Source organism: Nonomuraea sp. MG754425 (assembly GCF_021699195.1).
In the GTDB taxonomy this organism is placed as follows: Bacteria; Actinomycetota; Actinomycetes; order Streptosporangiales; family Streptosporangiaceae; genus Nonomuraea.
On record NZ_SSXE01000008.1, the window covers coordinates 68,912 to 93,323 of the forward strand.

General features: G+C 71.8%; 20 protein-coding genes and 1 pseudogene. 9 read left to right on the forward strand and 12 right to left on the reverse strand.

Going from position 1 to position 24,412, the window contains the following annotated elements:
- Positions 1–12 precede the first annotated feature (12 nt).
- Entirely contained in the window at positions 13–354 is a 342-nt protein-coding gene (locus FAF44_RS04720; RefSeq protein ID WP_237101751.1) for a chorismate mutase, read from the forward strand.
- A 9-nt stretch (positions 355–363) separates the two neighbouring features.
- On the opposite strand, the gene FAF44_RS04725 is transcribed toward FAF44_RS04720, so the two are convergent.
- The 4 genes from FAF44_RS04725 to FAF44_RS04740 all read right to left on the reverse strand — a co-directional run bounded on the left by FAF44_RS04725 (position 364) and on the right by FAF44_RS04740 (position 3,499).
- Positions 364–1,116 carry a MauE/DoxX family redox-associated membrane protein gene (locus FAF44_RS04725; RefSeq protein WP_237101752.1) on the reverse strand — a complete coding sequence of 251 codons (753 nt, stop codon included), beginning with the start codon at positions 1,114–1,116 and terminating at the stop codon, positions 364–366.
- 11 nt (positions 1,117–1,127) lie between these two features.
- Positions 1,128–1,736: a cell wall protein gene (locus tag FAF44_RS04730; RefSeq protein ID WP_237101753.1), complete on the reverse strand. Its 609-nt coding sequence runs from the start codon at positions 1,734–1,736 to the stop codon at positions 1,128–1,130.
- A 12-nt stretch (positions 1,737–1,748) separates the two neighbouring features.
- Complete coding sequence (locus FAF44_RS04735) at positions 1,749–2,198, reverse strand: septal ring lytic transglycosylase RlpA family protein (protein WP_237101754.1); 450 nt, start codon at positions 2,196–2,198, stop codon at positions 1,749–1,751.
- A 227-nt stretch (positions 2,199–2,425) separates the two neighbouring features.
- Complete coding sequence (locus FAF44_RS04740; protein ID WP_237101755.1) at positions 2,426–3,499, reverse strand: serine protease; 1,074 nt, start codon at positions 3,497–3,499, stop codon at positions 2,426–2,428.
- Between the two features lie 334 nt (positions 3,500–3,833).
- Here FAF44_RS04740 and FAF44_RS04745 point away from each other — a divergent pair, with 334 nt between their 5' ends.
- The 6 genes from FAF44_RS04745 (at position 3,834) to FAF44_RS04770 (ending at position 12,594) form a co-directional block, all read left to right on the forward strand.
- Positions 3,834–4,472: a hypothetical protein gene (locus FAF44_RS04745; protein WP_237101756.1), complete on the forward strand. Its 639-nt coding sequence runs from the start codon at positions 3,834–3,836 to the stop codon at positions 4,470–4,472.
- Positions 4,473–5,011: 539 nt separating this feature from the next.
- Entirely contained in the window at positions 5,012–6,244 is a 1,233-nt protein-coding gene (locus FAF44_RS04750) for a S1C family serine protease (protein WP_237101757.1), read from the forward strand.
- 204 nt (positions 6,245–6,448) lie between these two features.
- Positions 6,449–8,539, forward strand: coding sequence for a PQQ-dependent sugar dehydrogenase (locus FAF44_RS04755; RefSeq protein WP_237101758.1), 2,091 nt, complete (start codon positions 6,449–6,451; stop codon positions 8,537–8,539).
- Positions 8,540–8,548: 9 nt separating this feature from the next.
- Positions 8,549–9,448: a sugar phosphate isomerase/epimerase gene (locus tag FAF44_RS04760; RefSeq protein ID WP_237101759.1), complete on the forward strand. Its 900-nt coding sequence runs from the start codon at positions 8,549–8,551 to the stop codon at positions 9,446–9,448.
- Between the two features lie 186 nt (positions 9,449–9,634).
- On the forward strand, positions 9,635–10,447 hold the full coding sequence (locus FAF44_RS04765) for a glycerophosphodiester phosphodiesterase family protein (protein WP_237101760.1): 813 nt from the start codon (positions 9,635–9,637) through the stop codon (positions 10,445–10,447).
- A 296-nt stretch (positions 10,448–10,743) separates the two neighbouring features.
- Complete coding sequence (locus FAF44_RS04770; protein ID WP_237101761.1) at positions 10,744–12,594, forward strand: MFS transporter; 1,851 nt, start codon at positions 10,744–10,746, stop codon at positions 12,592–12,594.
- Here the strand turns inward: FAF44_RS04770 and FAF44_RS04775 are convergent.
- Positions 12,569–14,248: a M48 family metallopeptidase gene (locus FAF44_RS04775; RefSeq protein ID WP_237101762.1), complete on the reverse strand. Its 1,680-nt coding sequence runs from the start codon at positions 14,246–14,248 to the stop codon at positions 12,569–12,571. The genes FAF44_RS04770 and FAF44_RS04775 overlap by 26 nt on opposite strands.
- 266 nt (positions 14,249–14,514) lie before the next feature.
- Positions 14,515–14,706: a hypothetical protein gene (locus FAF44_RS04780; RefSeq protein WP_237101763.1), complete on the reverse strand. Its 192-nt coding sequence runs from the start codon at positions 14,704–14,706 to the stop codon at positions 14,515–14,517.
- Between the two features lie 345 nt (positions 14,707–15,051).
- Between FAF44_RS04780 and fxsT the strand changes: the two genes are divergently transcribed.
- Positions 15,052–17,523 carry an FxSxx-COOH system tetratricopeptide repeat protein gene (gene fxsT / locus FAF44_RS04785; protein ID WP_237101764.1) on the forward strand — a complete coding sequence of 824 codons (2,472 nt, stop codon included), beginning with the start codon at positions 15,052–15,054 and terminating at the stop codon, positions 17,521–17,523.
- A 63-nt stretch (positions 17,524–17,586) separates the two neighbouring features.
- Here fxsT and FAF44_RS04790 read toward each other — a convergent pair whose 3' ends face one another.
- Entirely contained in the window at positions 17,587–18,804 is a 1,218-nt protein-coding gene (locus FAF44_RS04790; protein WP_237101765.1) for an FxsB family cyclophane-forming radical SAM/SPASM peptide maturase, read from the reverse strand.
- Positions 18,805–19,030: 226 nt separating this feature from the next.
- Here FAF44_RS04790 and FAF44_RS04795 point away from each other — a divergent pair, with 226 nt between their 5' ends.
- Complete coding sequence (locus tag FAF44_RS04795) at positions 19,031–20,182, forward strand: serine hydrolase (RefSeq protein WP_237101766.1); 1,152 nt, start codon at positions 19,031–19,033, stop codon at positions 20,180–20,182.
- A 101-nt stretch (positions 20,183–20,283) separates the two neighbouring features.
- Here FAF44_RS04795 and FAF44_RS04800 read toward each other — a convergent pair whose 3' ends face one another.
- The 5 genes and pseudogenes from FAF44_RS04800 to FAF44_RS04820 form a co-directional block, all read right to left on the reverse strand.
- Entirely contained in the window at positions 20,284–21,246 is a 963-nt protein-coding gene (locus tag FAF44_RS04800; RefSeq protein WP_237101767.1) for a zinc-binding dehydrogenase, read from the reverse strand.
- 61 nt (positions 21,247–21,307) lie between these two features.
- The gene (locus FAF44_RS04805) at positions 21,308–22,498 is read right to left on the reverse strand and encodes an MFS transporter (protein ID WP_237101768.1); all 1,191 of its coding nucleotides are present in this window, start codon (positions 22,496–22,498) and stop codon (positions 21,308–21,310) included.
- A 63-nt stretch (positions 22,499–22,561) separates the two neighbouring features.
- Positions 22,562–23,032 (reverse strand): Rrf2 family transcriptional regulator, encoded by a 471-nt coding sequence (locus tag FAF44_RS04810; RefSeq protein WP_237101769.1) that lies wholly within the window; start codon positions 23,030–23,032, stop codon positions 22,562–22,564.
- 81 nt (positions 23,033–23,113) lie between these two features.
- Positions 23,114–23,890 carry an MBL fold metallo-hydrolase gene (locus FAF44_RS04815; protein ID WP_237101770.1) on the reverse strand — a complete coding sequence of 259 codons (777 nt, stop codon included), beginning with the start codon at positions 23,888–23,890 and terminating at the stop codon, positions 23,114–23,116.
- A 123-nt stretch (positions 23,891–24,013) separates the two neighbouring features.
- A pseudogene (locus FAF44_RS04820) lies at positions 24,014–24,412 on the reverse strand (hypothetical protein); the annotation flags it as partial.

The following is a 24,412-nucleotide window of genomic DNA, read 5'->3' on the forward strand; positions in this document are numbered from 1 at the left end:
GGGGATGCTTTCATGGAAAAGACCGCTGCAGATCACCCCGACGAGGAAATGTTCATCCGCTCGGAACTCCAGCGGCTCCGCGACAGCATCGACAACCTCGACGCCGCCCTCGTCCACCTGCTCGCCGAGCGATTCAAGTGCACGCAGGAAGTCGGCCGCCTGAAAGCTGAATACCAGCTTCCCCCGGCGGATCCCGAGCGGGAGGCGGCGCAGATCCGCCGCCTGCGCGCGCTGGCCGAGAACTCGAAACTCGACCCCGTCTTCGCCGAACGATTCCTGAATTTCATCATCGCCGAGGTCGTCCGGCACCACGAACTGATCGCCAGCAGCCGAGCAGCCGCCCGGGGCAACTGACCGGCCCGGTTACACGAGGGCGACCCGGACGCCGGCCGGGTCGTTGCCGGACAGGGGGACGGCGAAGACCGCCGTGCGCTCGCGCGCCCCGTACACCACGAAGCGCATGCCGTCCTCGTCCCATGCCTCCAGCACGTCCGAGGTGATCTGGGCGGAGGCCGAGCAGTAGGCGAGGCTGCGGCGCAGCAGGTGCAGGGACGCCTCCAGCGGGACGTCCCGCGACGGCGTGACCGCGAGCGGGCGGCGCACCCGCACCACCAGGCGGCGCAGCGGGGTGAGCCAGTGGCGGTCCAGTTCGGCGGAGAGCGCCAGCAGGACCACGGCCTCCAGCGCGATCACCGAGGGGAGGGCGGGTGCGGCCCCGGCCGCCGCCGTGGCCAGCAGTGCGGCGGCCAGCAGGAGCCCCGCGCGGGCGAAGGAACGCGCGTCCACGGGGCGGGAGTGCGTGCCCAGGCAGCCGCACGACGCGGTGGGCGCGGCCACGTGCGAGTAGGTCAGGTAGGCGAGGAAGCCGACGGACATCAGCGCGGCGGCCACCCCCTCCAGCGGGTGGAACGGAGGCGCCAGCAGCGCGGCGGCCAGGGCTGTTTCGACCAGGCCGACGAGCCGCAGCGCGGGGACCGCGCGCGCCGGGCCGGTCAGCCGGGCCAGAGCGGTCCGCCCGGCCTGCGCCCTGGTCCGCCGGCCGAACAGCTTCATCAGCCCGGCCCAGGCGAGAAAGAGCGCGATCACGTACGGCTGCGACGCGGCGATCCCGTGCATGCACTGCCTCCTTAGTGCGGGGAGAAGACGGTGGCGATGTCGACTTCGTTCGTGTCCGGCCGCCAGGCGCCCATGATCTGCACGTGCTGGCTGACCTTCAGCATCGACAGGTCCGCCGTGGGCGGCGACTCGGAGTGCACGGCGACCGACTTGCCGGCGACGACGTGGCACAGCACGTCCTGGCCGTTGTGGTCGAGGTGGATGGTCTGGGAGGTGATGTTCCTGATGTGGCCCTTGATGTTGACGATGTTCAGCCACACCGCCTCGGCGGCCAGGATGCCGTCGGGCATGAGCACGCCTCTGGCGTACAGGCCGTCACCGGGCTTGGCCTGGTCGAACGGGACGGGTCCCAGCTTCCACAGGCTCGTGCCGTCCACAACCCTGATGGTGTGGAAGACCATGTTCGAGCCCAGGACGAGCAGCGTGTTGTCCTTGATCGAGCGGATCCGGCCCTCGGCGAAATTGGGGTCGGGCGCGCCGGGTTCCACCTGCTGGGTGGCGAAGGACTTCTGGGCGGCGAAGGCCGCCTCCGGGCCGAGCGAGCCCAGCGCGGTCGCGGCGACGACGCCGGCGCCCCCGCCGAGCACGGCGGACTTGAGCACATCTCTTCTGCTACGCATCGGTCCGCCCTCCTAGGCCGTCGAGATCTCCACCGGCCGCAGGCCGGACGAGAGGCTGGCGATCTGGGTGTAGGCGGCGGGGGTGAGGTCGATCAGGCGGTTGCTCGCGCAGGTCGCGCCGCAGCAGCTCCGCTCGCCGCAGAACAGGTCGGTCTGCGGGCCGCAGTCCGCGATGGCGGTGACGACGCTGGCACCGGTGCACAGGGCCGTGATGCGGTGGCGGAATCCGCAGGTCCTGCGGGTCAGGCTGACGCCGCAACTGTCGGGGCGGGTGATCGCCCAGCAGGCGTCGGAGGTGTTCGGCCAGGCGTGCTGGAGGCTGCCGCTGTTGCAGGTGCCGCAGGCTCCCTTGCCGGTGCTGCTGCAGGGGCCCCATGCGGTGCCGCAGCAGAACCAGGAGACCTCTCCTTGGACGGGGGCGAGTAAGTCGATCGGTGGGTCGGTGGGCGTGCTTCGCGCCATGTGCGTCCTCCTTGGGTGGACTCTGGACGATCTCGGCGAGGGGGGTGAAGCTTTCCGACTCGATCTATGAGTACCATGTAAGGATTTTTCGTCAATGCCTTGATTTAGGGGGAAATCCGGCCTCCGTCCGCATGGGGCCACCCTCGGCACGGCCACGGGCCGCCCGCATCCGCGCGGATGCGGGCGGCCCGTGGCCGTCGTCGCGGCGCTGCCGCTCGCCGGAGGACTCAGAGGGCGTCGGTGTTCTGGGCCGCCTGGTAGACGGCCATCGCCTCGTCGCCGAAGAAGGGGCCGAACATGAAGTTCGGGGCGAAGTTGTAGGTGAAGCTGTTGACGGAGTTCAGCCAGCCCTGCCCGGTGGACTCGTCGAAGCCCTGGAACCACGGCCCGCCGCTCGACCCGCCGGTCATGTTGCAGCGCACCCCCTGGTCCTGGGTCATGACCGTGTCGTTGAACGCCCGCCCGCTGCAGTAGATCAGCTTCGAGCCGTCGAACGGGTCGGCCGCCGGGTAGCCGAAGGCGAACATCTGCCGCTGCCTGGGCTGGTTGAAGGCCACTCCCTGCCCGCCCACGACGTCGGTCAGCGCCCGCCCGTTCAGCGGCGCCACCACGACGGCGGCCAGGTCGAAGTTGATGTCCTCGCGCGCGTTCCACTGCTGGGTGGTGAGCATCCTGCTGCCCACCCAGGTGCCGAACGGACGCCGCCCGTCGTCGAAGGCGGGCACGAACACCCAGTTGCGGTGCGCGGCCCCGTTCAGCTTCACGCAGTGCCCGGCGGTGATCACCACGCTCTTGTTCGCGCTGGTCACCGCGGAGCCGGAGCAGGAGGCGTTGCCGCCCTGCGCGGTGGTGAAGAAGACCCGGCCGGTGGTGCGCACGACCGCGCCGCCGTCCTCCCACAGCAGCCCGGGGCTGTTGGGGACCAGGGCGGCCTGGCGTGCGGCGGTCGCGGGCCTGGTCGCGCCGACCGACCAGGCGGCGCCGCGCGTGTTCGACGAGCGGCTCGTGCCGGTGGACGACCGCGCGGCGGCCCCGCGCGTGGCCCACGGGTCGCCCTCGGACGGCCCGCGCGACTGGGTACGCCGCGGCGCGGGCGAGTCCAGGGGCTGCGCCGCGAGCATGCGCCGCGTCGTCCAGTACTGCGCGACGGTCCTGCGCTCCGACTGGGAATCCGCGGCGGTCCACCTGGCCGGCCTGGGGTCGAGCCCGTTCGCGGCCTCGGCCTGTGCGGCGCCGGCCGGAACTAAGGCGCCTGACAGGGCGAGCGCGAGGGCGGAGAACAGGCTGACTCTGCGGTGCATCACGTACCTCCCGAATCCCGGAATCTGCCGTAGGGAGGTACGTGCGGATCACTCCATCTTCCTCAACACCTGCGCAATCGGATATATCACCATCACGGGGTGAATTGGATCGATCGCCCAGAGTAGCCAGTAGGTGGGCGAGAGCGGAGAGTTTCTTCTTTACCAAATGAGCGTCCGATATTGACGCTCTTCGACCGGCTATTACCGAGTGCGGGAAATTGAAGTGCGGCGTGGCGTTGTCAGCAACCTCGCGGCAAGTGTAAGCATCGTACCGGTCTGGCGACTATGGGTCGCATTCCGAAAGGAACGGTAAATGTTCACCCCAATGAAAAGAATGGCGATGCCCGCCGCCCGCGGCCTTCTCGCGGCGCTGCTGACGGTGACCATGGCCCCTGTGGCGTCGGCGGGCGACAAGGACGACCGGGACGACCGGGACGACCGGGGCAAGAACGAGGTGCTGAGGGGCTTCCGCGACGACGACCGCGATGACGAAGACGGCGGCAGGAACTGCCGGCCGCGCACTTTCTTCCGGATCCACAAGATGTCGCCGCGCAATTTCTTCGTGCCGCGCACCCGATACCTCGACGGCCCCGGCGGTTCGATGACGGCGTCGGTCACCCGCGAGTACGAGGTGCTCGCCTTCGTGGAGACGGAGAACGAGGCCGCGAAGACCATCGAGAAGGACGAGGTGATCTTCAACCTGCGCCGGCTCGGCCTGCCCCACCTCGAAGAGCGGCACATGGTCTTCACCGGGCACGAGTACACGCAGGAGATCACCAAGGGCATGTACGGCAACATGTGGTACCGCGTGTTCGGTTACCGCATCGGCTGGTCCGCCTGGTCGGTGCTGGGCACGTGTGACCGGAGGAAGATCTCCGCGGGCATCGCCAGCGTGCCGTCCCGTGTCGAGGGCTGGCGTTACTGGGAGACCAAGCACCCGATGTTCAAGCACCGCAAGCTGTCGTGGAAGTAGCGAAATTCCAGGTCAGAAGGGTTTCGTGGCGGTATCCCGGGTAGGGGTGCGAGTCAGTCCGGCAGCGCCGGGCGCGCAGCCGTCCCGGCGCGTGACTCACGTACCCAGGGGGCATCATGGCCGCGATAAGGCGATATCTGGGGTTCATCTCGTTCTCCCGCATTCCGGGACCGGAGCCTACGGGCCCGGGTAGTGGCAACCACGACCCCAGTGGCAGCAGTGCGCGCAGGCGTCGGCGGCGGCGGCGCTGATGGGGCGGCGCACTTCGAGGTGTGAGGGCGCGGGAGGCCCTCATATCTCGCCGCTCCGGTGACATTCCCCGCACGAGCGGTGACCCTGAGTCGCAACACCCCCGATTCCCCTCCCGCCGGTGAGCATCCCCGGCCACGAATTTCGACATTTTTCCGGTCGTCCCGATCACTCGCTGCCAGCGGCGATAAGGCCGAGATCAGCGGTCGCCGGCACCCGGCCTTCGCGGCTTAGTCGGTGTTTACGTACCGTCCACCACTCTTGTGTGCATCGGCACTCTAGGAGATGACATGGACGCGAACGAGCCGAGCGAGCCTCGTACCGGTGGATGGAGCCAGTTCGGCGCCACCCCGCCCTCCGCCGGAGGGTTCACCCGGCCGAACCCGGTGCTGCCGCCGCCCCCGCCGCCGCAGCGGCGTACCGGCTTCGCGCTGACCCGCAAAACGGTCGCCGGCCTCGCGCTGGCCGCCGTGGCCGCCCTGTCGGCGGCGGCGCTGGGCGGCGGGGTCGTGGGCGCGCAACTGGCGGGCGCGAGTGTGCAGCAGGTGGCGTCCAGCACTCCGAGCAGCCCGAGCCCCGTGTTCAGGACGGCCGCCGACCAGTACACGGTCGCGCAGGTGGCGGAGAGGGTGCAGCCGTCCGTGGTGATGATCCAGGGGCAGACGGGCGAGGGCTCGGGCGTGGTGCTGTCGGTGGACGGCTACATCCTGACCAACAACCACGTCGTCGCGGGGCAGAACGGCGGGCTGACGGTCAAGTTCAACGACGGCAAGACGGCCAAGGCGACCGTGGTCGGCACCGACCCGGCCACCGACCTGGCCGTGATCAAGGCCGAGGGCGTGTCGGGGCTGGCGAAGGTGGCGCTGGGCGACAGCGACCAGCTCAAGGTGGGTGACGACGTGCTGGCCATCGGCAGCCCGCTGGGCCTGGACGGCACGGTGACGTCCGGCATCATCAGCGCGCTGGACCGTACGGTGACGTCCGGGAGCGGCGGCCGGGGCGACCAGCAGTTGCCGCCGGGCTGGGGCGGGCAGCAGGCGCAGCCGGAGGAGACGACCACGCTCGGCGGCATGATCCAGACCGACGCGGCGATCAACCCGGGCAACTCCGGCGGCGCGCTGGTGAACGCGGCGGGCGAACTGGTCGGCATCAACAGCGCGGTCGCGGCCGACGGCGTGAACCTCGGCTTCGCGATCCCCGTGAACACCGCCAGGCACGTCTCCGAGCAGCTCATCAGCAAGGGCACGGTGAGCCACGTGTTCCTGGGCGTGAGCGTCACCGACGGCATGGGGGACGTGTCCGGCGCGCTGGTCCGTCAGGTGACCAAGGGCAGCCCCGCGGAGAAGGCCGGGCTGCGGCAGGGCGACCTGATCACCAGGATCGGCGAGACGCCGGTCCAGGGCGGCGACACGGTCGTCGGCCAGGTGCGCGGGTACACGGTCGGCCAGAAGGTCGCGATCACGTACCAGCGGGACGGCGAGCAGAAGACCGTGACCGTCACGATGGAGGAGCAGAAGGGCTGACCCACCTCTGACGGCTCCGCAGCGCCCCTTGCCCGTCGCCGGGCAGGGGGCGTTCTCGTGCGCCGGGGGGCGGCTACTTAAGTCGATTTGACGCGAAAGATGAGCGATTGCCGGTGATTAGGGCCTCCTCGATCGCCGAAACTCGGGTTACATTCACGGTAATTTGCCCTCTTCTACCCCCCGAGCGAACAGAAGGAGAGAGGCATGAGCACGAGAACCCTGATCGCGGCCCTGGCAGCCGCGGCGACCCTCATGCCGGCCGGCGCCGCCCAGGCGGGCACGGCGGCCCCGCCGCCCGACTCCCAGTTCCAGAAGGTGACGCTCAACGACAACCCCGGCGAGCCCATGGACCTGGCCGTGTTACCCGACGCGAGGGTCCTGCACACGACCAGGAAGGGCGAGGTCTGGCTGCACGACCCGAAGACCGGACTCAACACACTGGCCGCCCGGCTCGACGTCTACCGGCACGACGAGGAGGGCCTGCAGAGCATCGCCCTCAGCCCCGGCTTCGGCAAGGGCTCCAAGAAGGACGACTGGATCTACCTCTACCACTCGCCGCCGCTGAACACCCCGGTCGACGACCCGGCCACACCGGACGTCAACGAGGGCGACGCCCCGCTCACCGGCACCCCGGCGGACTTCGCGCCCTTCAAGGGCCTGATCAGGCTCTCCCGCTACCGGTGGAGCGGCACGACCATCGACCTGCGCACCGAACAGCGCATCCTCGACGTCCCGGTGGACCGGGGCATCTGCTGCCACGTCGGCGGGGACATCGTCTTCGACGCCGCCGGCGACCTCTACCTGTCCACGGGCGACGACACGAACCCGTTCCAGTCCGACGGCTTCACCCCCATCGACGAGCGGGCCGGCCGCAACCCCGCCTTCGACGCCCAGCGCAGCTCCGGCAACACCGACGACCTGCGCGGCAAGATCCTGCGCATCAGCGTCCGCGAGAACGGCTCGTACACGATCCCCAAGGGCAACCTGTTCAAGCCGGGCACGGCAGGCACGCGGCCCGAGATCTACGCGATGGGCCTGCGCAACCCGTTCCGGATCGAGCTGAACCGGCGCACCGGCGAGCTGTACGTCGCCGACTACTCGCCCGACGAGCAGCAGCCCGACCCCGCGCGCGGCCCGGCCGGGCACGGCAAGTGGACGACCGTCCGCAAGGCGGGCAACTACGGCTGGCCGTACTGCGCGACGGCGCGGCTGCCGTACGTGGACTACGACTTCGCCACCGGCGGGTCGGGGGCCGCGTTCGACTGCGCCGCGCCGGTCAACGAGTCCCCGCACAACACCGGCCTGCGCAGGCTGCCGCCGGTCGTGCAGCCCGACGTCTGGTACTCCTACGGGCAGTCGCCGGAGTTCCCCGGGCTCGGCACCGGCGGCATCGGCCCGATGGCGGGGCCCGCGTACGCGTTCGACCCGGCCACCACCCGGGGGCGCACCGCGGTGGCCTGGCCGAAGCACTACGACGGCGTCCCGCTCTTCTACGAGTGGACCCGCGACTACGTCAAGGCGTTCCACCGCGACGGGCGGATCGAGCCGGTGCTGCCGTCGTTCGTCTTCGACAACGCGATGGACATGGAGTTCGGCCCCGACGGCGCGCTCTACGTCCTGGAGTACGGCGACGGCTACTTCAGCGAGAACCCGGACGCCCAGCTCGCCCGCATCGACTACGTCGGCTTCACCGGCAACCACTCGCCGGTCCCCGTCGCGGCGGCCACGGTGACCGACGGCCTGGCCCCGCTCACGGTCGCCTTCACCAGCGCCGGCACCGCCGACCCCGACGGCGACCGGCTCAGCTACGCCTGGGACTTCGACGCCGACGGCCGGGTGGACTCGCGCCGCCCGGACGCCTCCCACACCTACACCGAGAACGGCCTCTACCAGGCCACGCTGCGGGTGAGCGACCCCAGCGGCAGATCGGCGGCGACGTCGGTGCGGATCGTCGTCGGCAACGCCGCGCCGGTCGTCGAGCTGGTCAAGCCCGCCGCCGGGCAGCCGTTCAGCTTCGGCGACCTGGTCGAGTTCGAGGTGCGCGTCACCGACGACCAGCCGGTGGACTGCGCGAACGTCACCGTGGACTACATCCTCGGCCACGACGACCACGGTCACCCGCAGACCACCGCCCGCGGCTGCACCGGCTCGATCCAGACCACCGAACCGAGCGGCCACGACCCGGGGACCGACCATCTGACCGGCGTCTTCGTGGCCACCTACACCGACCCCGGCACCGGCGGCCTGCCCCCGCTGACCACCAGCACGCAGGTCGCGCTCGAGCCCACCCGTTAGGAGATCCCCATGTGCTACGGCTACGGCCCCAGCAGGCGCGCCCTGCTCGCGGCGGGCCTCGGGCTCGGCGCCGCCGCCCTGGCCACCGCGTCCCCCGCCGCGGCGGCCACCCCGCCGCACCACGGCGGCGGGCGCAACCGCGTCCCTCCGGGGCAGATCAGCATCCAGCTCTGGACGGTCCGCGACGACCTCGCCCAGAACTACGACACCACCCTCGGCTACCTCGCCGCGGCCGGCTACCCGAAGGTCGAGCTCGCGCTCGGCTACTTCGGCCGCACGGCCCGCCAGTTGCGCGGGTTCCTCGACGGGCTCGGACTGGAGGCCAGCTCCAGCCACGACGGCATCAGCCCCGACGACGCCGCCCTGGAGACGAAGATCGACAACGCGCTGACCCTCGGACAGACGTACATGGTGGTGCCGTACCTGGCCTCGACCAGCTTGGACGAGTGGAAGGGCTGGGCCGAGCGGATGAACGTCGAGGCGCGGGCCGCCCGCTCGGCCGGGCTGCGGTACGGCTATCACAACCACGCCCACGAGTTCACCACCGACCTCGGCGGCGGGGTGACGCCCTGGGACGTGCTCACCTCCGAGCTCGACCCGCGGCTCGTGCACCTGGAGATCGACATCTACTGGGCGGTCACCGGCGGCGTGGGGCGCGGGGCGAAGGACCCGGTCAGGTTCGCGATCGACGTCATCAGGAGGGCGCCGCAGCGCGTGCTGCAATACCACGTCAAGGACCGGCACCTGGACGGTGACATGGCCGACCTCGGCACCGGCACGATCGACTTCCGCCGGGTCTTCGACGCCCACCAGGTCAAGGAGTACATCGTGGAGAACGACACCCCCGACGTGACGCCCCGCCAGACGTCGGAGGTCGGTTACCGGTACCTGCGCGAGCTGCGCTTCTAGCCGGCCCGCGGGCCCGGTTCCGGCCGGGCCTGCGAGGGCCGTCGCCCGGTGCGCAAGCCGCCGCGACGGGAGCGATCTTCCAGGTCCGCTAAAAAGCCCGTGTTATTTCTCCTGAGACGCCGGTGGAAAACGGTCACATGGGAACTTTCCTCCACAGCGTGACATTGGGCCCAGGGGGAAATCATCATGTTCAGCTCACTCAGCGTTGTCATCACGGCGTTCCTGGCGGCCTCGCCGCCGCCACCGGTGGTCAACATCGCGCACCGCGGCGGCGCGGCCTTCGCGCCGGAGAACACCATCGTGGCCTGCGCCATGGCCAGGACGCAGCGGGCCGACGCGTGTGAGTTCGACGTCCAGCAGACCAAGGACCACCAGCTCATCCTCATGCACGACGAGACCCTGGCCCGCACCACCGACGTCGAGCAGGTCTACCCGAAGCGCTCGCCGTGGCGGGTCTCCGACTTCACGCTCAAGGAGATCCAGCGGCTGGACGCCGGATCGTGGTTCTCCGGACGATTCCGCGGCGAACGCGTGCCCACGCTCAAGCAGGCGCTGGAGACCGCGCACGACGACGGCGCCGGGCTGCTGCTGGAGATCAAGCACCCGCCGCACAGCCCCGACATCGACCGCCGGGTGGCCGCCGAACTGCAGCAGGAACGCGCGTTGTGGAGCCCCCAGCGGCTGACCGTGCAGGCGTTCGGCTGGCAGTCGATGCGCGTGCTGCACTCCATGATCCCCGACCTGCCCATCGCGCTGCTCGGCAAGCCCGAGCCCGACCGGTTCGGCGAGGTGGCCAAGTACGCCAGCGGCATCACCCTCCCGCACGCCGGGCTCACCTCCTCGTACGTCAGGAAGGTGCACGACCGGGGCATGCGCGTCTACACCTGGTCGGCGGACCGGCCCGCGCTCATCCGCCGCCTGATCTCGTACGGCGTGGACGGCATCATGACCAACAGGCCCGACCGCCTCGACAACGCCAAGCGGCTCGCGGGCCGGTGACGAGGGCCGTCCCGGCGCGCCGGTCGGTGTTCTGCGACGTCTTGAGCCTGCTCCGAGGGCGGGACCGGTAACGTCCATCCACGTGTGGGACAGCCGGTGGCGAGGGACACAACCGTCGCGGCGAACGCGAACCATGCCACCGCATGGGTGACGCGTCGATCGCGCCGAACCGGACTCTCCCGCACGACCGGCACCAGGACGAACGAACAGCGCCTCCGCCCGCCGGCGGGGGCGCGTCTTTCCGTAGACACCGAGCGCGCAGTGCCGGGCGCGCCTCCTTGGGGGCAGGGACAGAGGTGGCCGAAACCGACCACGGACGATCCGGCCATGTTCCCGGTGCGGCGGAGGGGCGGGACTTCCGGTTGTTGTGGACCGGCTCCGCCGCCTCGCAACTGGGGAACATGGCCTCCACGGTGACCGCGCCGCTGCTGGGGCTCTCGCTCACCGGCTCCCCGGTCTTCGCCGGGTGGCTGGCCGCCGCCGGGACGTTGCCCAGGATCCTGCTGCACCTGCCCGCCGGCGTGCTGGTCGACTACTCCGACCGCCGCCGGATGATGATCGCCAGCATGGCCGTCCGCGCGGCGCTGGCCGTCCTGATGGTCGGCTGCGTGCTCGTGGACGAAGGGGTCGTCTACCTCCTTCCGGTCATCAGCGTCGCCCAGGGCATCTGCGTGGTGCTCTACAGCACGGCCGAGACGACGGCCGTCCCCTGGCTCGTTCCACGCCACCGGCTGCCCAGGGCCATGGCGGGCAACGAGGCCCGCACCCACGTGGCCGGGCTGCTGGGCCGCCCGCTGGGCGGCTGGCTGTTCGAGCTGGGCCGCGTCTGGCCGTTCGTGCTGGACGTCGCGGCCTCGGCCGTGTCGCTCCTCACGCTGCTGCGGATGCGCAACAAGCGCTTCACCCGCTCCGCGACCAGGAGGCCGCCGCGGCCGGCCCGGCACCTGCGGGCGTTCTGGCGCGGCCTGACGTTCCTGCGCAAGGAGGAGTTCCTCGCCCGGGTCATGATCGTCTGCGCGCTGGCGAACTTCTCCTTCCAGACCCTGGGCCTCAGCCTGGTCCTGCTCGCCCACGAGCGGCACCTGTCCCCGCTGGTGATCGGCCTGCTGATCGCGGCCTCGGGGCTGGGCGGGGTGCTGGGCTCGCTCATGGCCCCGCGCCTGCTGCGCCGGACGACCCCGGCGCGGTTGATCGTCACGAGCGTGTGGGCGTGGCTGCTGCTGAGCGCGAGCCTGGTCGTGGTCGACCACGACTCGTTCCTGTACGTCGCCGCCGTGCTGCCCGCCGTGTGGGGCGGCATCGGGTTCACCGGGGCGCACATCAACATCGCCCTGGCCCTCTACCAGACCTCGGGCGTGCCGAAGCGGCTGTTCGGCCGGGTCACCAGCGTGATCAGGTTCTGCTCCGGCAGCGCCGTGCCCCTGGGCTCGCTGGCCGGCGGCTACCTGCTCGCCGCGTTCGGCACCGAGGGCGCCGTCGTCCTCGTGACCTGCGTCGTCGGCCTGCTGACGCTGCTCATCTCGGTGCCCGCGACGGCGTCATCCCTCCGGCTGTTCCGCGGGAAGCGGCCGGGCGACCGGGCCCGTCACGGTCGGGGGCAACTCCCTCGGCACGTCGTGGAACAGGTCGTCGCTCAGCGCATGGAGACTGCCCTGCAGGCTCGCCTGTATGGCGGCCGGCGCCTCCGCGGGCACCGAGGTGGACCACGCCTGAAGGTACGCCTCGTCCACCGCGCGGCTCAGCGACTCGATCCCGCGATGGACCCTCGGCGGGCACAGCGGGCGCAGCCACGCGACCGCGACACTGGCCGCCAGGTACTCCACGCGTACCTGGCGAAGCTGCTCGAGCCGGTCCTCGCCGCCCAGGCGGGCCAGGCTGTTGCCGCGCATGTCGAGCGAGATGCGCACGGCCAGGCCGAGCTTCAGCACGGCCGCCTGCGCGTCCGCGAACGCCGCGAGCAACTCGCGGCCATGGGCGTTCCGTCGTTCCGCTTCGCGCTCCTCCGCCGCCGCCGTGCGGTCCTCCTTGGCCCTGATCCGCTCGACGATCACGGAGTAGCCCGCGCCGGACAGCGCGGCCAGCACGGCGCTGCCGCCGGTGATCAGGGTGAGCAGTGCGGTTTCACTGATCAGGGGTGCCTCCTGTGAGATGTCGTCCGAGATCCCTGGCGATCTCGTCACGCGTCCGTCTGGCCTCGGGGACGTCGTCGCGTTCCAGCACGCGGGTCAGCACGTCGAGGGCCGCGGCGCTCTCGCCGGCCGCCCGCAGCGCCTGGCCGAGGCCGGTGCGCACCACGGGATCGTTCGGGACGCGGCTGACGGCGGCCATCATGTGCTCGATGGCGGTGCTGCGCCGGCCCTGGACGAGCGAGACGCGGCCGATCGCGGCCAGCGCCCACCCGACGGACGTGCGGTCGTCGAGCGCCTCGAACAGGCTCGCGGCGGCGAGGTGGCTCGCCACCGCCTCGTCCAGCCGGCGTTGTTCGAAGAACAGGTTGCCGAGCAGCGACTCGATGCCGGCGCGCACCCGCATCTCCTTCGGCGGACAGGCGCGCGCGGCCCGTCGTGCCAGCCGCTCGGCCCGGCCCGGCTCGCCCTCCGCGCGGGCCCGGACGGCGGCCCGCAGCAGCGCGGCCGGGTCGGGCGGGACGGCCGGCCACTGACCGGCGTCGAGCCGGCGCAGCGGGGCGAGCAGACGACGCCGCCGCAGGCCGGGGCCGGTGTCGCGCCGGGCGCCCGCGATGAGGTGGCGGTCCTCCAGCGAGTGCAGGAACGCGTCGGTGATCTCGAACGAGGCCGCCGCGCCGCCCCTGTGCAGGAGGGCGCGGCGCACCCAGGCGTCCAGGTCGGGCGGCGACAGCTCGTGCTCGGCCGCGGCCTCCGCGAGCGTCCGGCCGCACCAGCCGGACAGGGCCTGCTCCACCTCCATGCGCAGCCGCGCGGAGCCGAACCCGCCGGGGCCGGGCGGCTCGTCCCACAACCGGGCGCCGGCGACCTGGAGGAGCAGGGGGTCCACCGCCTGGGTCAGCCGGATCACCCGGCCCTGCTCGTCCCTGATCGCGCGCAGCTCATCGAGCAGTTCCCCGACCTCGGCGGGCGGGACGTGCAGCCGCACGGCCTGGGCCGAGCGGCTCACGACGGCGGCGGCGGCCTCGGGCGTGAGCGGCCTGAGCTGGTACTCGGCGCACTCGGGACGGTCGGCGATCTTGACCTCGTGACGCAGGTCGTCGAGGTGGTCGGAGCGCACGGCCAGCAGCAGGCGCAGGCTCGACCGGCGGGCCAGCGCCTCGAAGAGCTCGTCCAGCAGCCGGCGCCGGTGGCCCTCGTCGGGCCCGCGCCGGCGCAGGAACGCCTCCGCCTGGTCGACGGCCGCGAAGATTGGGGCGGGCTCGCCGTCGCGGCCGATGGACTCCCTGCCGCGGACGAACTCGCCGATCGACAGGGCCGCCAGCCGTCCGGGCGACTCCTCCGGGTCCCACGACGACAGCAGGCCCAGCACGTACGGGTTGTGCCCCGGCAGGGCGGCGGCCGGCCACACCTGGCACGAGTTCGCCTGACCGAGCGGCAGCACGTTGGCGTTGTCCGTGCGCAGCCGGGGGATGAGGCCCGCGCGCAGCAGCGAGGTCTTGCCCGCGGCGGCGTCGGAGTGCAGGATCGTCAGCCGGTTGCGCCGCCACAACCCGAGCAGCAGCCGGATCTCGTCGGACCGTCCGAAAAAGAGCGTCTCGTCATGAGCGGTGAACGGCCGCGGGCCGATGAACGGGCTGCGCCGCTGTCGAGGTGCCGCGGGTGATCCTGCCATGGGGAGACCTCGCTAACCGAGGAACTGACATATCGCGTGGACCGCCACCCGGTGCCGGATATCCGCGCCGCACCGGCGCACGCGACCGGGACGCGGGTGAATATCGTCCGGGCCGAAACGCAATGATGTCCCGCTGCCACGCCACAATTCTCAAGGTACCGCACGAAGAAATGGATCATCCGCCGCGCGTGGCTGTTCCGGGCCGCCGAAAAAGAAAAGGCGGCGCCCGTTCGCCGTTGAGCCGGGCGCCGGGTTTCGGGCGCGGGTCAGCCCTCCACTCGGGTGGGGGGCGTGCTGTTGTCGAAGGCGGCGAACACGTCTTCACGTTCCCGGCCCGGCTCAAGCAGGTCGCGTAACGCCCTGCCGAAGGCGGATTCGCCCACATCCCGCAGGTGGCGGGTGGATAGTGCGGACACGTCGATCAGGCTGCCCTGTCGCGCGGAAGGCTGCGGTCGCATGCGCGCTCCCTCGTGGCCATGAGACGCCGGCGCCGGCTCCGCCCCCGAAAATGATCAGGAATTTCCCGCAGCCGTTCGTCGGCGAACTCGAACTTTGTCTGACTCTGCCGGTCCGCCAAATTGCGACCGTTTCGGCGGCATCGGATCTCGACAATGAGATGGACCGAAACAGATCGGCCTCTACGCGGTCGGCCCGGACAGCTAGGATGGTGCTCGTCATCAATACTCCCCATGCCATTGCTGTCGCAATCCATCGTTAGCACAAAACGCATTCGACGGGAGGCGGAACGCGTGATGGTTTCACAGCCGTCCGCCACGGAGCGATCGCCGCGCGATTTTCCGGCGGTGTGGAAGGTCCCTCCGCGAAACAAGAACTTCACGGGCCGGGAAACGCTGCTCAACCGGCTCCACAAGGGCATCGGCGACAACGTCACGGCGGTCGTCCCGCACACCCTGCACGGCCTCGGCGGCGTCGGCAAGACACAGATGGCCATCGAGTACGCCTACCGTTTCCGCGACAGCTACGACGTCGTCTGGTGGGTGCCCGCCGACCAGCCCGGCCTGGTCCGCGCGACCCTGGCACAACTCGCGCCCAAGCTGGGCGTGCCCGACGCCACCACGGCGGGCATCGAGGACGCCGCCAGCGCCGTGCTCGACGCCCTGCGCAGGGGCGACCCGTACGGCCGGTGGCTGCTGATCTTCGACAACGCCGACGAACCCGAGGACTTCGGCGACCTCATCCCGCCCGGCCCCGGCGACGTCCTCGTCACCTCGCGCAACCACCGCTGGGCCGGCGTCTACGAGACGATCGCCGTCGACGTGTTCCCGCGCAAGGAGAGCATGGAGTTCCTCGACAAGCGGGTGCCGGCGGTCACCGAGGAGGAGGCCGACAAGCTGGCCGAGGCGCTCGGCGACCTGCCGCTGGCCCTGGAGCAGGCCGCCGCCCTCCAGGTCGAGACCGGCATGTCGGCGCAGGAGTACCTGCGCCTGTTCGAGCAGCACGCCTCCTCCCTGCTGGAGGAGGGCAAGCCCAGGGAGTACCCCTGGTCGATGACCACGGCCTGGCGGCTGTCGGTGACCAAGCTCAAGGAGCACCTGCCCGGAGCCATGGAACTGCTGCGCTGCTGCGCGTTCTTCGGGCCCGAGCCGATCCCGCGCGACGCCTTCCGCCCGGTCAAGGGCCCGGTACGGCCCGAACTGGCCGAACTGCTCGCCACGCCCATCCGGCTCAGCAAGGCCATCGCGACCCTGGCGCGCTACGCGTTGGTGCGCATCGACCCCGACGAGCGCACGCTCCAGGTCCACCGGCTGATCCAGGCACTGCTGCGGGAGGAACTCGCCGCGCCGACGCAGCGGGACATCCGCGAGGAGGTGCACTCCCTCATCGTCGAGGCGGCCCCGTCCAGCGCCGACGTCCCGGCGAACTGGCCGCGCTACCAGGCGCTGCTCGCCCACGTGGACCCGGCCGGGGTGGCGGCCAGCGGCCGGCCCGACGTGCGCTCGTTCGCGCACGACATCCTCGGCTACCTGGGCGCGTCCGGCAACTACCGGGCCGCCCGCAGGTACGCCGAGTCGTTCGTCGACCAGTGGACCCACGACTCGGGGGCCGCCGACCCCGACGTGCTGCGGGCGCGGCGCGTACAGGGCGACATGCTGCGCGAGTTCGGCCGCTACGGCGACGCGTACGACCTCAACAACGCGACCCTGGCCACGATGCGCGAGGTGCTGGGCGACGACCACCGCGAGACCCTGATCCTGCTCAACGGCATCGGCGCCGACCTGCGCGGGCGCGGCCGGTTCATCGACGCCAGGGAGCACGACAGGGAGTCGGTGGAACGGCACCGGGCGGTGCTCGGCTCCGACGACGCGCAGACCCTGCGGGCGATCAACAACCTGGCCCTCGACCTCGGCCTCACCAGCGACTACCAGGCTTCGCAGACGCTGCTGGAGGAGGCGTACCGCACGGCCCAGGCCAACGAGGGCAAGGTGAGCAAGGGCACCTTCCTCAACCTGTGGGCCAGCCTGAGCCGGGCGGTGCGGCAGTGCGGCGACTACCACGAGGCGTGCGACGTCGGCCGCGACGCCCTCGGCTACGGGCGTCAGCAACTCGACGCCGACCACCCGCGGGTGCTGCTCGTGCAGAAGGACCTGGCCATCGCGCTGCTGCGGTCCGGCGAGAAGGACGAGGGCCTGGAACTGGCCCGCGACGTGCACGCACGGTACGTACGCATCTACGGCCTCAACCACCCCGGCACGCTGGCCGGAGCCACCTGCCTGGCCAACTCGCTGCGGGCCAACGGGCAACTGGACGAGGCGTACAAGCTGGCCAAGGACACCATGGAGCGCTACGCCAGGGTCTACAGCGCCGAACACCCGTACAACCACTGCTGCGTCAGCAACGTGGCGCTGCTGGAACGGGTGCGCGGCGAGCCGGAGCGGGCCCGCGAGCTGAACGAGGTGGCGCTCGCCGGCCTGGAGACCAGGTTCGGGCGCGACCACCACTACGTGCTCACCGTCGCGGTCAACCTCGCCAGCGACCTCGTCCTGCTGGGGGAGACCGACCGGGCCTGCGCGATGGGCGCCGACTCCCTGCACCGGCTGCGCCGGCTGCTCGGCGACGACCACCCGGCCGCGCTGGCCGCCGCCGCCAACCTGGCCGCCGACCTGTCGGCCGCCGGGCGGGGCGAGGAGGCCAAGCCGCTGTTCGACGCCACGATGCGGTGCTACGACGAGACGCTCGGCGCGGAGCACCCCGACGCGCTGGCGGCGGCCGAAGGACGCCACCTCGACCTCGACTTCGACCCGCCCCCGATCTGAGCCCCGGCTCCGCCGCGCGGCCCTCCCTCGTGTGGGAGGGCCGCCGGATCGTGCGCCTCCGGCTCAGCCGGAGGCGCGCGTGAGGTGCGCCACGTCCTCGGCCAGGTGCCGCCGGATGTGGGTGATCAGCCGGTACAGGTCGCGGCAGAAGACCGAGGGATTGCGGAAGCCCGTCCCGGAGCGGTAGCGATGCGGGTAGAGCCCCGCGCCGCACACCCGGGCGATCGCGCAGGAGGCGCAGCGCTCCGACAGCGCCTGCTCGCCGATCTGCCGCGCCGCGACCGACGGCAGGAACAGCGCCGTGTCGAACGTGTCGCGCAGGACGTGCAGCATGGTGCCGGTCGCCCCGTCGTAGGCCGACTTGAGCGTGTCCACCTGCTCGATGCTGCCGTCCGTCTCCACCACGACGACCGCGACCGGCGACAGGCCGATCGCCTCGCTGCGCGACGGACGGCCGAGCAGCAGCCGGATGATCTCGCTGAACAGCCGGATCTGCGTCTCGCGGACCGGCGCGTGGTACCAGCGGTCGAAGACGGCGGCGAGCCAGTCGCCGTAGGGGCTGCCGGTCTCCGTCCAGCCGGGCGGCGGGGTGTCCCAGTTGCCGTGCGGCAGCAGGAAGTCCACCACCGGCGGGCCGAACTCCAGCAGCGCCTCGTACGTCACGATCGGGTCGCTGGCCAGGTCGATCGTGCACAACAGGCCGCCGAACAGGTGCCGGTAGGCGGGCGCGATCAGCCGTTCGAGCCCGTCGCGCACCTCGGTGTAGGTGCCGGTGCCCTTGGCCCGGCGGCGGTGGCGGTCGTGCCCTTCCCTGTCGCCGTCCATGCTGACGCCCACCTGCACGCCCAACTCGGCGAACAGGCGCAGGAACGCCTGGTTGAGCAGCACCCCGTTGGTCTGCACCCGGACGGTCGCCGTGACGCCGCCGCCGAGTTCGCCGCGCAGCCGATCGACGGCGTAGCGGGTGTGTTCGACGCCCGCGAGCAGCGGCTCCCCGCCGTGCAGGACGATCTCGACGTCGTCCATGCCGTGCGCGCCGGCGTGCTCGGCCACCCGCGCGGCCACCCGGTCGATCGTCGCCTTGGACATGCGGCGCGGCTGGTCCCGCCAGCCCTGGTCGGCCATCTCGTAGACGTAGCAGTAGTCGCAGGCCAGGTTGCAGCGGCTGTGCAGCTTCAGGATGAACTGCCGGAACGGCGTCGGCCGCCAGCCGGACTCCAGGAGCTTGCCCACGTCGAGACTGGCCGGCCATTCGATCTCGTGGTGAGCGTTGTCTCCCACGCTGATCAGCTCCTGAGGGCGGGATTCGAGCGCGGTGCCGGCTGGGGGTCTCGGCGGCAACGGGGATGCCCCGGATCGGAGATCGGCAAACCCGGCGCTGGTCGCGGCGGGCGGGCGGTAGCGCAGGCGCTACCTCGGGATGTGCAGTGTGCGGGATCGATCACGGTACGCGTGCGCCGACATGCTGGTGCCATCGACAACCCGCAACGAGCAGGGAGTTCCCCCGATGCCGCACCGCACCGCCGAGACCCCGTCCGCCGCCGGTCGCGGCCGGACCGCCGTGATCGCCGCCGCCGTCGCCGTGCTCAGCCTGGGACTGGTCGCGGCCCCGGCCCACGCCGACGCCGACTCCGTGCAGAGGAGCCTGGACAGCCTGGTGAGCACCGGCGAGTTCCCCGGCGCCCTGGCGGCGGTGCGCGCCGCGGACGGCGCCGGCCGCGACTACACCGCGGGCGTCGGCGACCTGACGACGAAGGCGGAGGTCCCGGTGGACGGCCGGGTGCGCATCGCCAGCAACACCAAGATGTTCACCGCCGTGGCCGTGCTGCAACTCGCCGGCGAGGGCCGGATCGACCTGGACGCGCCCGTCGAGAGGTACCTGCCCGGCGTGGTCCGCGGCCACGGCAACGACGGCCGGCTGATCACCCCCCGCCAGCTCCTCCAGCACACCGCCGGCCTGCCGAACTACACGAGGGACATGGCCCCCATCCTCACGACGCGCGACAGGTACCGCGAGCCCAGGGAACTGCTCGACACGGGGCTGGAGCACAGGCGCACGTTCCCGCCGGGCAAGGGCTGGGAGTACAGCAACACCGGGTACGTGGTGGCCGGGCTGCTCGTCCAGAAGGTCACCGGCAGGCCGATCGGCGAGGTCGTCACCGACAAGGTGATCAGGCGGGCGGGGCTGAAGGACACGTACTGGCCGGGCGTCGGCGAGCGCGGCATCGAGGGCCCGCACCCGAAGGGGTACACGCCCGGGAAGAACGGCTCGCCGGTGGACATCACGAACCTGGACCCGTCGTGGGGCTGGGCGGCCGGGCAACTCGTCGGCACGCCGAGCGACGTGAACCGCTTCCTGGTCGCGCTGATGGACGGCCGCCTGCTCAAGCCGGCCCAGCTCAAGGCGATGAAGCAGACGGTCGAGGCCCCCGGCTTCCCCGCGGGGTGGTCGTACGGGCTGGGGCTGATCAAGATGAAGCTGTCCTGCGGCGGGTACGCGTACGGCCACGGCGGCGACATCGACGGCTACGAGACTCGCACCGCAATCACCGAGGACGGCCGCGCGGCCACGGTCGCCGTGACCGCCCTGCCCACCACGGAGCCCGCCATGCTCAAGGTCAACGCCGCCCTCGACACCGCACTCTGCACCACCCCCTGACGTAGCGCCGCCCGGCCCCCCGGGCTCACGGCCCCCGGCGTCGAGGGTGCGGGGTGGTGCGTTTCGGCACCCGGTGCCCCCCGTGTGCCTCGCCCGGGGTGTCAGGGGATCAGCAGTGTCTTGCCGAGGGTGGCGCGCCGGCCGATCGCCGCGTGCGCGTCGGCGGCCAGCGCCAGCGGGAACGTCTGGCCGATCACCGGTCGCAGCCGCCCGGCGGCCCCCTCCGCCAGCGCGCGTACGGACAGTTCCCGGGTGGCCTCCGGCGACGGGAAGGCCGCGCCCATCGGCACCAGGGTGACGCCCCGCCCGGCCGCCTCCTCCTCGGAGATCCGTGTCATCGTCCCGCTCCCGGCGCCGAACGCGATGAACCGCCCGCCCGTCCGGACCAGCTCGAAGGCCGCTCGCCCGATCGCGCCGCCCGCGGGGTCGCAGGCCACGTCCACGCCGCCGGTCGCCTCGCGCACCCGCCCGGCCCAGTCCGGACGGGTGTAGTCTACGACGGCGTCGGCGCCGCGTCCGGTGGCGAGGTCGAGCTTGGGCCCGGAACCGGCGGCGGCCACCACCCGCGCCCCCGCCTGCTTGACGAGCTGGATCAGCAGGCTGCCGACGCCGCCGCCCGCGGCCCCGATCAGCACCCACTCCCCGGGCCGGGGCGCGACGGCCGACACGATGCCCAGCGCCGTGCGCCCGTCGGTCAGCAGGCCGACCGCGTCACGGAAGCCGAGCCCGTCCGGGATCGGGATCACGAGGGCCGCGTCCACCGCGACCCGCTCCGCGTAGCCGCCGGCCCCGCCGGTGGTGGTGGCCACCCGGAGCCCCACCAGCGCGGGGTCCACGCCGGGCCCGGCCGCCACGATCGTGCCCGCCACGCCGTTGCCGGGCACGATCGGCAGCGCGGGCAGCGGGACGGGCGCCGCGCCCGATCGCACCTGGGTCTCCACGTACGTGATCCCGGCCGCCGCCGTCTCGACCACCACCTGTCCCGCGCCCGGCACGGGATCCGGCGTCTCCTCGACCTTCAGCACCCCGGGATCGCCGAACTCCCGCAACCACACAGCCCGCATCTCCGGTCTCCTTCACCGTCGTCACCGCGTACCTGCGGGTGAACACCCGAAACGGCCAGGCTCATCCCGCTTCGGGCGCGGGGGAGCGGCGACGTCGCGCCGCCCCGGTGCGATGGGTGGCCGCCAGGTACAGCAGGCATCCGGTGGCCAGTGCGGTGCTCGCGCCGAGGGCGAGCGCCGTCCCGACGGGCAGGAGCAGCCCGCCGAGCGCCGCGCCCAGGGCGATGCCGAGATAGAGCGCGGAGCCGTTCAGCCCCACGACCACGGCGGTCTCCTGGGGCGCGGCGGAGATCAGCCGCAGTTGCTGCGCGGGTGTCTGGAACCACGCGCTCGCGCCCCAGGCCACCATGAGCAGCGCGGTCACCGGCAGCGCGCGCAGCCCCGCGCCGGTGGCCCAGGTGAGGGCGCCCATCGTGAGGGCGAGCACCGTGAACCCCACGGACAGCACCCGGACGGGCCCGTACCGATCGGCGGCGGCGCCCGCCGCGAGGTTGCTGACGAACGCGCCCACGCCGTACAGGAACAACAGCCACGTCTCGGACGCCGGCGTGGCCCCCAGCGCGTGCAGGATCGGGACGGCGTAGGCGTACAGGCCGTAGCCGGCCATCATGCCGAACGTGGTCAGCGGCAGCACCGCGACGACACCCGGGTGGCGCAGGGCGGCCAGCCGGTCGCGCAGCGGGACGCTCGGGCCGCCCGGCAGGCGGGGCAGGATCACCCACACGCCTGCGGCGCAGAGCGCGCAGAGCGCGGCGACCAGCCCGAGCGCGACCCGCCAGTCCAGGAGCCGGTCGGCCAGGTTCCCCAGCGGCACGCCCAGCGCGGTGGCGACCGTCAGCCCGCCGACCACCACGGCCAGCGCGCGGGCCCGTTGCCGCGGCGGTGCCAGCGCGGCGGCCACCGCGCCGGCGCCGGGGGTGAACGCGGCGGCTCCGGCGGCGGCCAGCACGCGGGTCGCCATCAGCACGGCGTAGGTGGGCGCGAGCGCCGACCCGAGATTGGCCAGCGCCAGCACGGCGAGCGCGACGGTCAGCAGCGTACGGCGCGGCACCCGCGCGGTGACCGTGGCCAGCACGGGGGACAGCACCGCGTACGCCACGGCGAACACGGTGGCCGACTGCCCGGCAGCGCTCTCGGACACCTGCAACGACCGGGCCATCGCCGGCAGGAACCCGGCGACCACGTAGGCGTCGGTGCCCACCGCGAACGTGCCGAGGCCCAGCACCAGCGTTCTTATCGGGATACGGGACATCCTCATTCCTGTCCTGGGTAGGCCGGGAGCCGGCAACGGGTAGGCCGGGAGCCCGGCAACGGGTCAGCCGGGCAGGCGCGCGTAGTTACGCCGGGTGCGCTCGCCGGCCGGGGCGGAGTCCGCCATGAGGTCGGCGATCGTGCGCCCGGCCAGTTCCCGCCGCCAGGCCAGTTCGGCCCGCCGCATCGCGGCGGAGATCCCGCAGGGACGTCCGAACCGCCCGCCCTCGGCCCCCGCGCCGCGCTGCCGGATCTCGGTGCAGCGGAACGCCTCGGCGGGCCCTTCCAGCGCGGTCACCACGTCCATCATCGTGATCCGCTCGGGCGGCCTGGCCAGCGAGAAGCCGCCCCGGGCGCCGGGGGTGGAGTGCAGGATCCCGGCCTTGGCGAGGGCCTGGAGCCGCTTCTTCAGGTACTCCGGCGGCAGGTCGAACCAGGCGGCCAGCCTGCGGATCGACACCGGGGCCTCGTCGTTGAGCCAGCCGAGGGTGACGCAGCAGTGCAGGCCCCACTCGACTCCCTCGCCCATCTGCATAATGGGGATGTTACACGTCCCGAATCAACCGGGTCGGCGCGCCCCCCGGCCGGCCGCGGACGAGGGGCGCGCCCTTGACGGTCAGCCGGTCGCCGGGGTGGAGAGCACGGCGGCGACGGGGGCGACCGAGCCGCCGGGGCCGAGCTCGAAGGTCTGCCCGTCCTCGGGGAAGACGACGTTGCGCCGGTCGGAGCCGGTGACCTCCGCGCCGAGGTGGGTGGGGAAGAGAGTCAGGCCGGGGTGGGCGTCGGCGATGCGCTCGACGTCGTCCAGGCCCATGTGGCCGGCCCTGGAGGTCAGGAACGACGTGTCCAGGGTGAGGGCGTGGCTCGTGGCGGCGAGCAGTTCGACCGAGGGGCACAACACGGTGTCGCCCGTGTAGCCGAGCCGGGTGCCGGCGGAGTCGGCGATCAAGTAGCCGAACGCGATCGGGGTGGTGTGCTCGACGGGCAGGGCCTGGATGCGGTAGCCGTCGCCGGACCACTCGCCGCCCTTGTGCCCGAACTCGACGAAACGCGGCCGGAGATTGGGCTGGACGACCTCCCAGGTGCCCGGATAACTGATGCCGAACAGGTGCGCCACGCGCTCGGCGAACCCGATCGGCCCGATGAGCACCATCTCGCGCTCCCGCCGGCGCACCAGGCCCTGCTCCATGAGCAGGAAGATGATGTCGAAGAAGTGATCGGCGTGGAAGTGGGTGATCAGGCAGATGTCGACGGCGGCCGGGTCGATGCCGGCGCGGCGCATCGCCTTGACCGACCCGTTCGGCGTGTCGATCAGGATCTTGCCGTCCACGAGCGCGGAGGCGCTCAGGCGGTCGTGGAAGATGGATCCGGTGCCGACGAAGTGAAGCTGCATTCCACCCCCTGTAGCTTTGTGTGGCTCACAAATTACTTAAAGTAGCCGCCGATGTGTAGGGGGAGTCATGACCGGTGTGGTGAGGTCCGCGTCACCGCGCCGCGGCGAACCCCGGTGGGCAGCTCAGGACAGGTCGCAGGTGGCCGTCGGCATGTACGGGTTGTCCGGCGGCACGCCCACGGCCTGGCTGTAGGACGGGTACTTCCACTTGCACACGGCCGACAGTGAGAGCGGCGCGTCGCTGCCCGTGCACTTCATGTTGGACCAGCCGCTGAAGAACGAGGTCGTGGAGCCCTGCGCCTTGCAGTAGGCGCTGGCGTCGTTCCACGTGATCGAGCCGGTGGAGGGCTGGACGGTCGGCTGCGGCGAGGGCTGCTTGGTGGAGTCCGGCCGGCGGGTGGGCTTGGGCGTCGGCGTGCGGGTCGGCTTGGGCGTCTTCGTCCTGGTGGTGGGGCTGCTGCCGGGCGTCGCGTTCTCCTTGCGCGGCAGCAGCCCCACCACCAGGACGAAGACGCCCAAGCC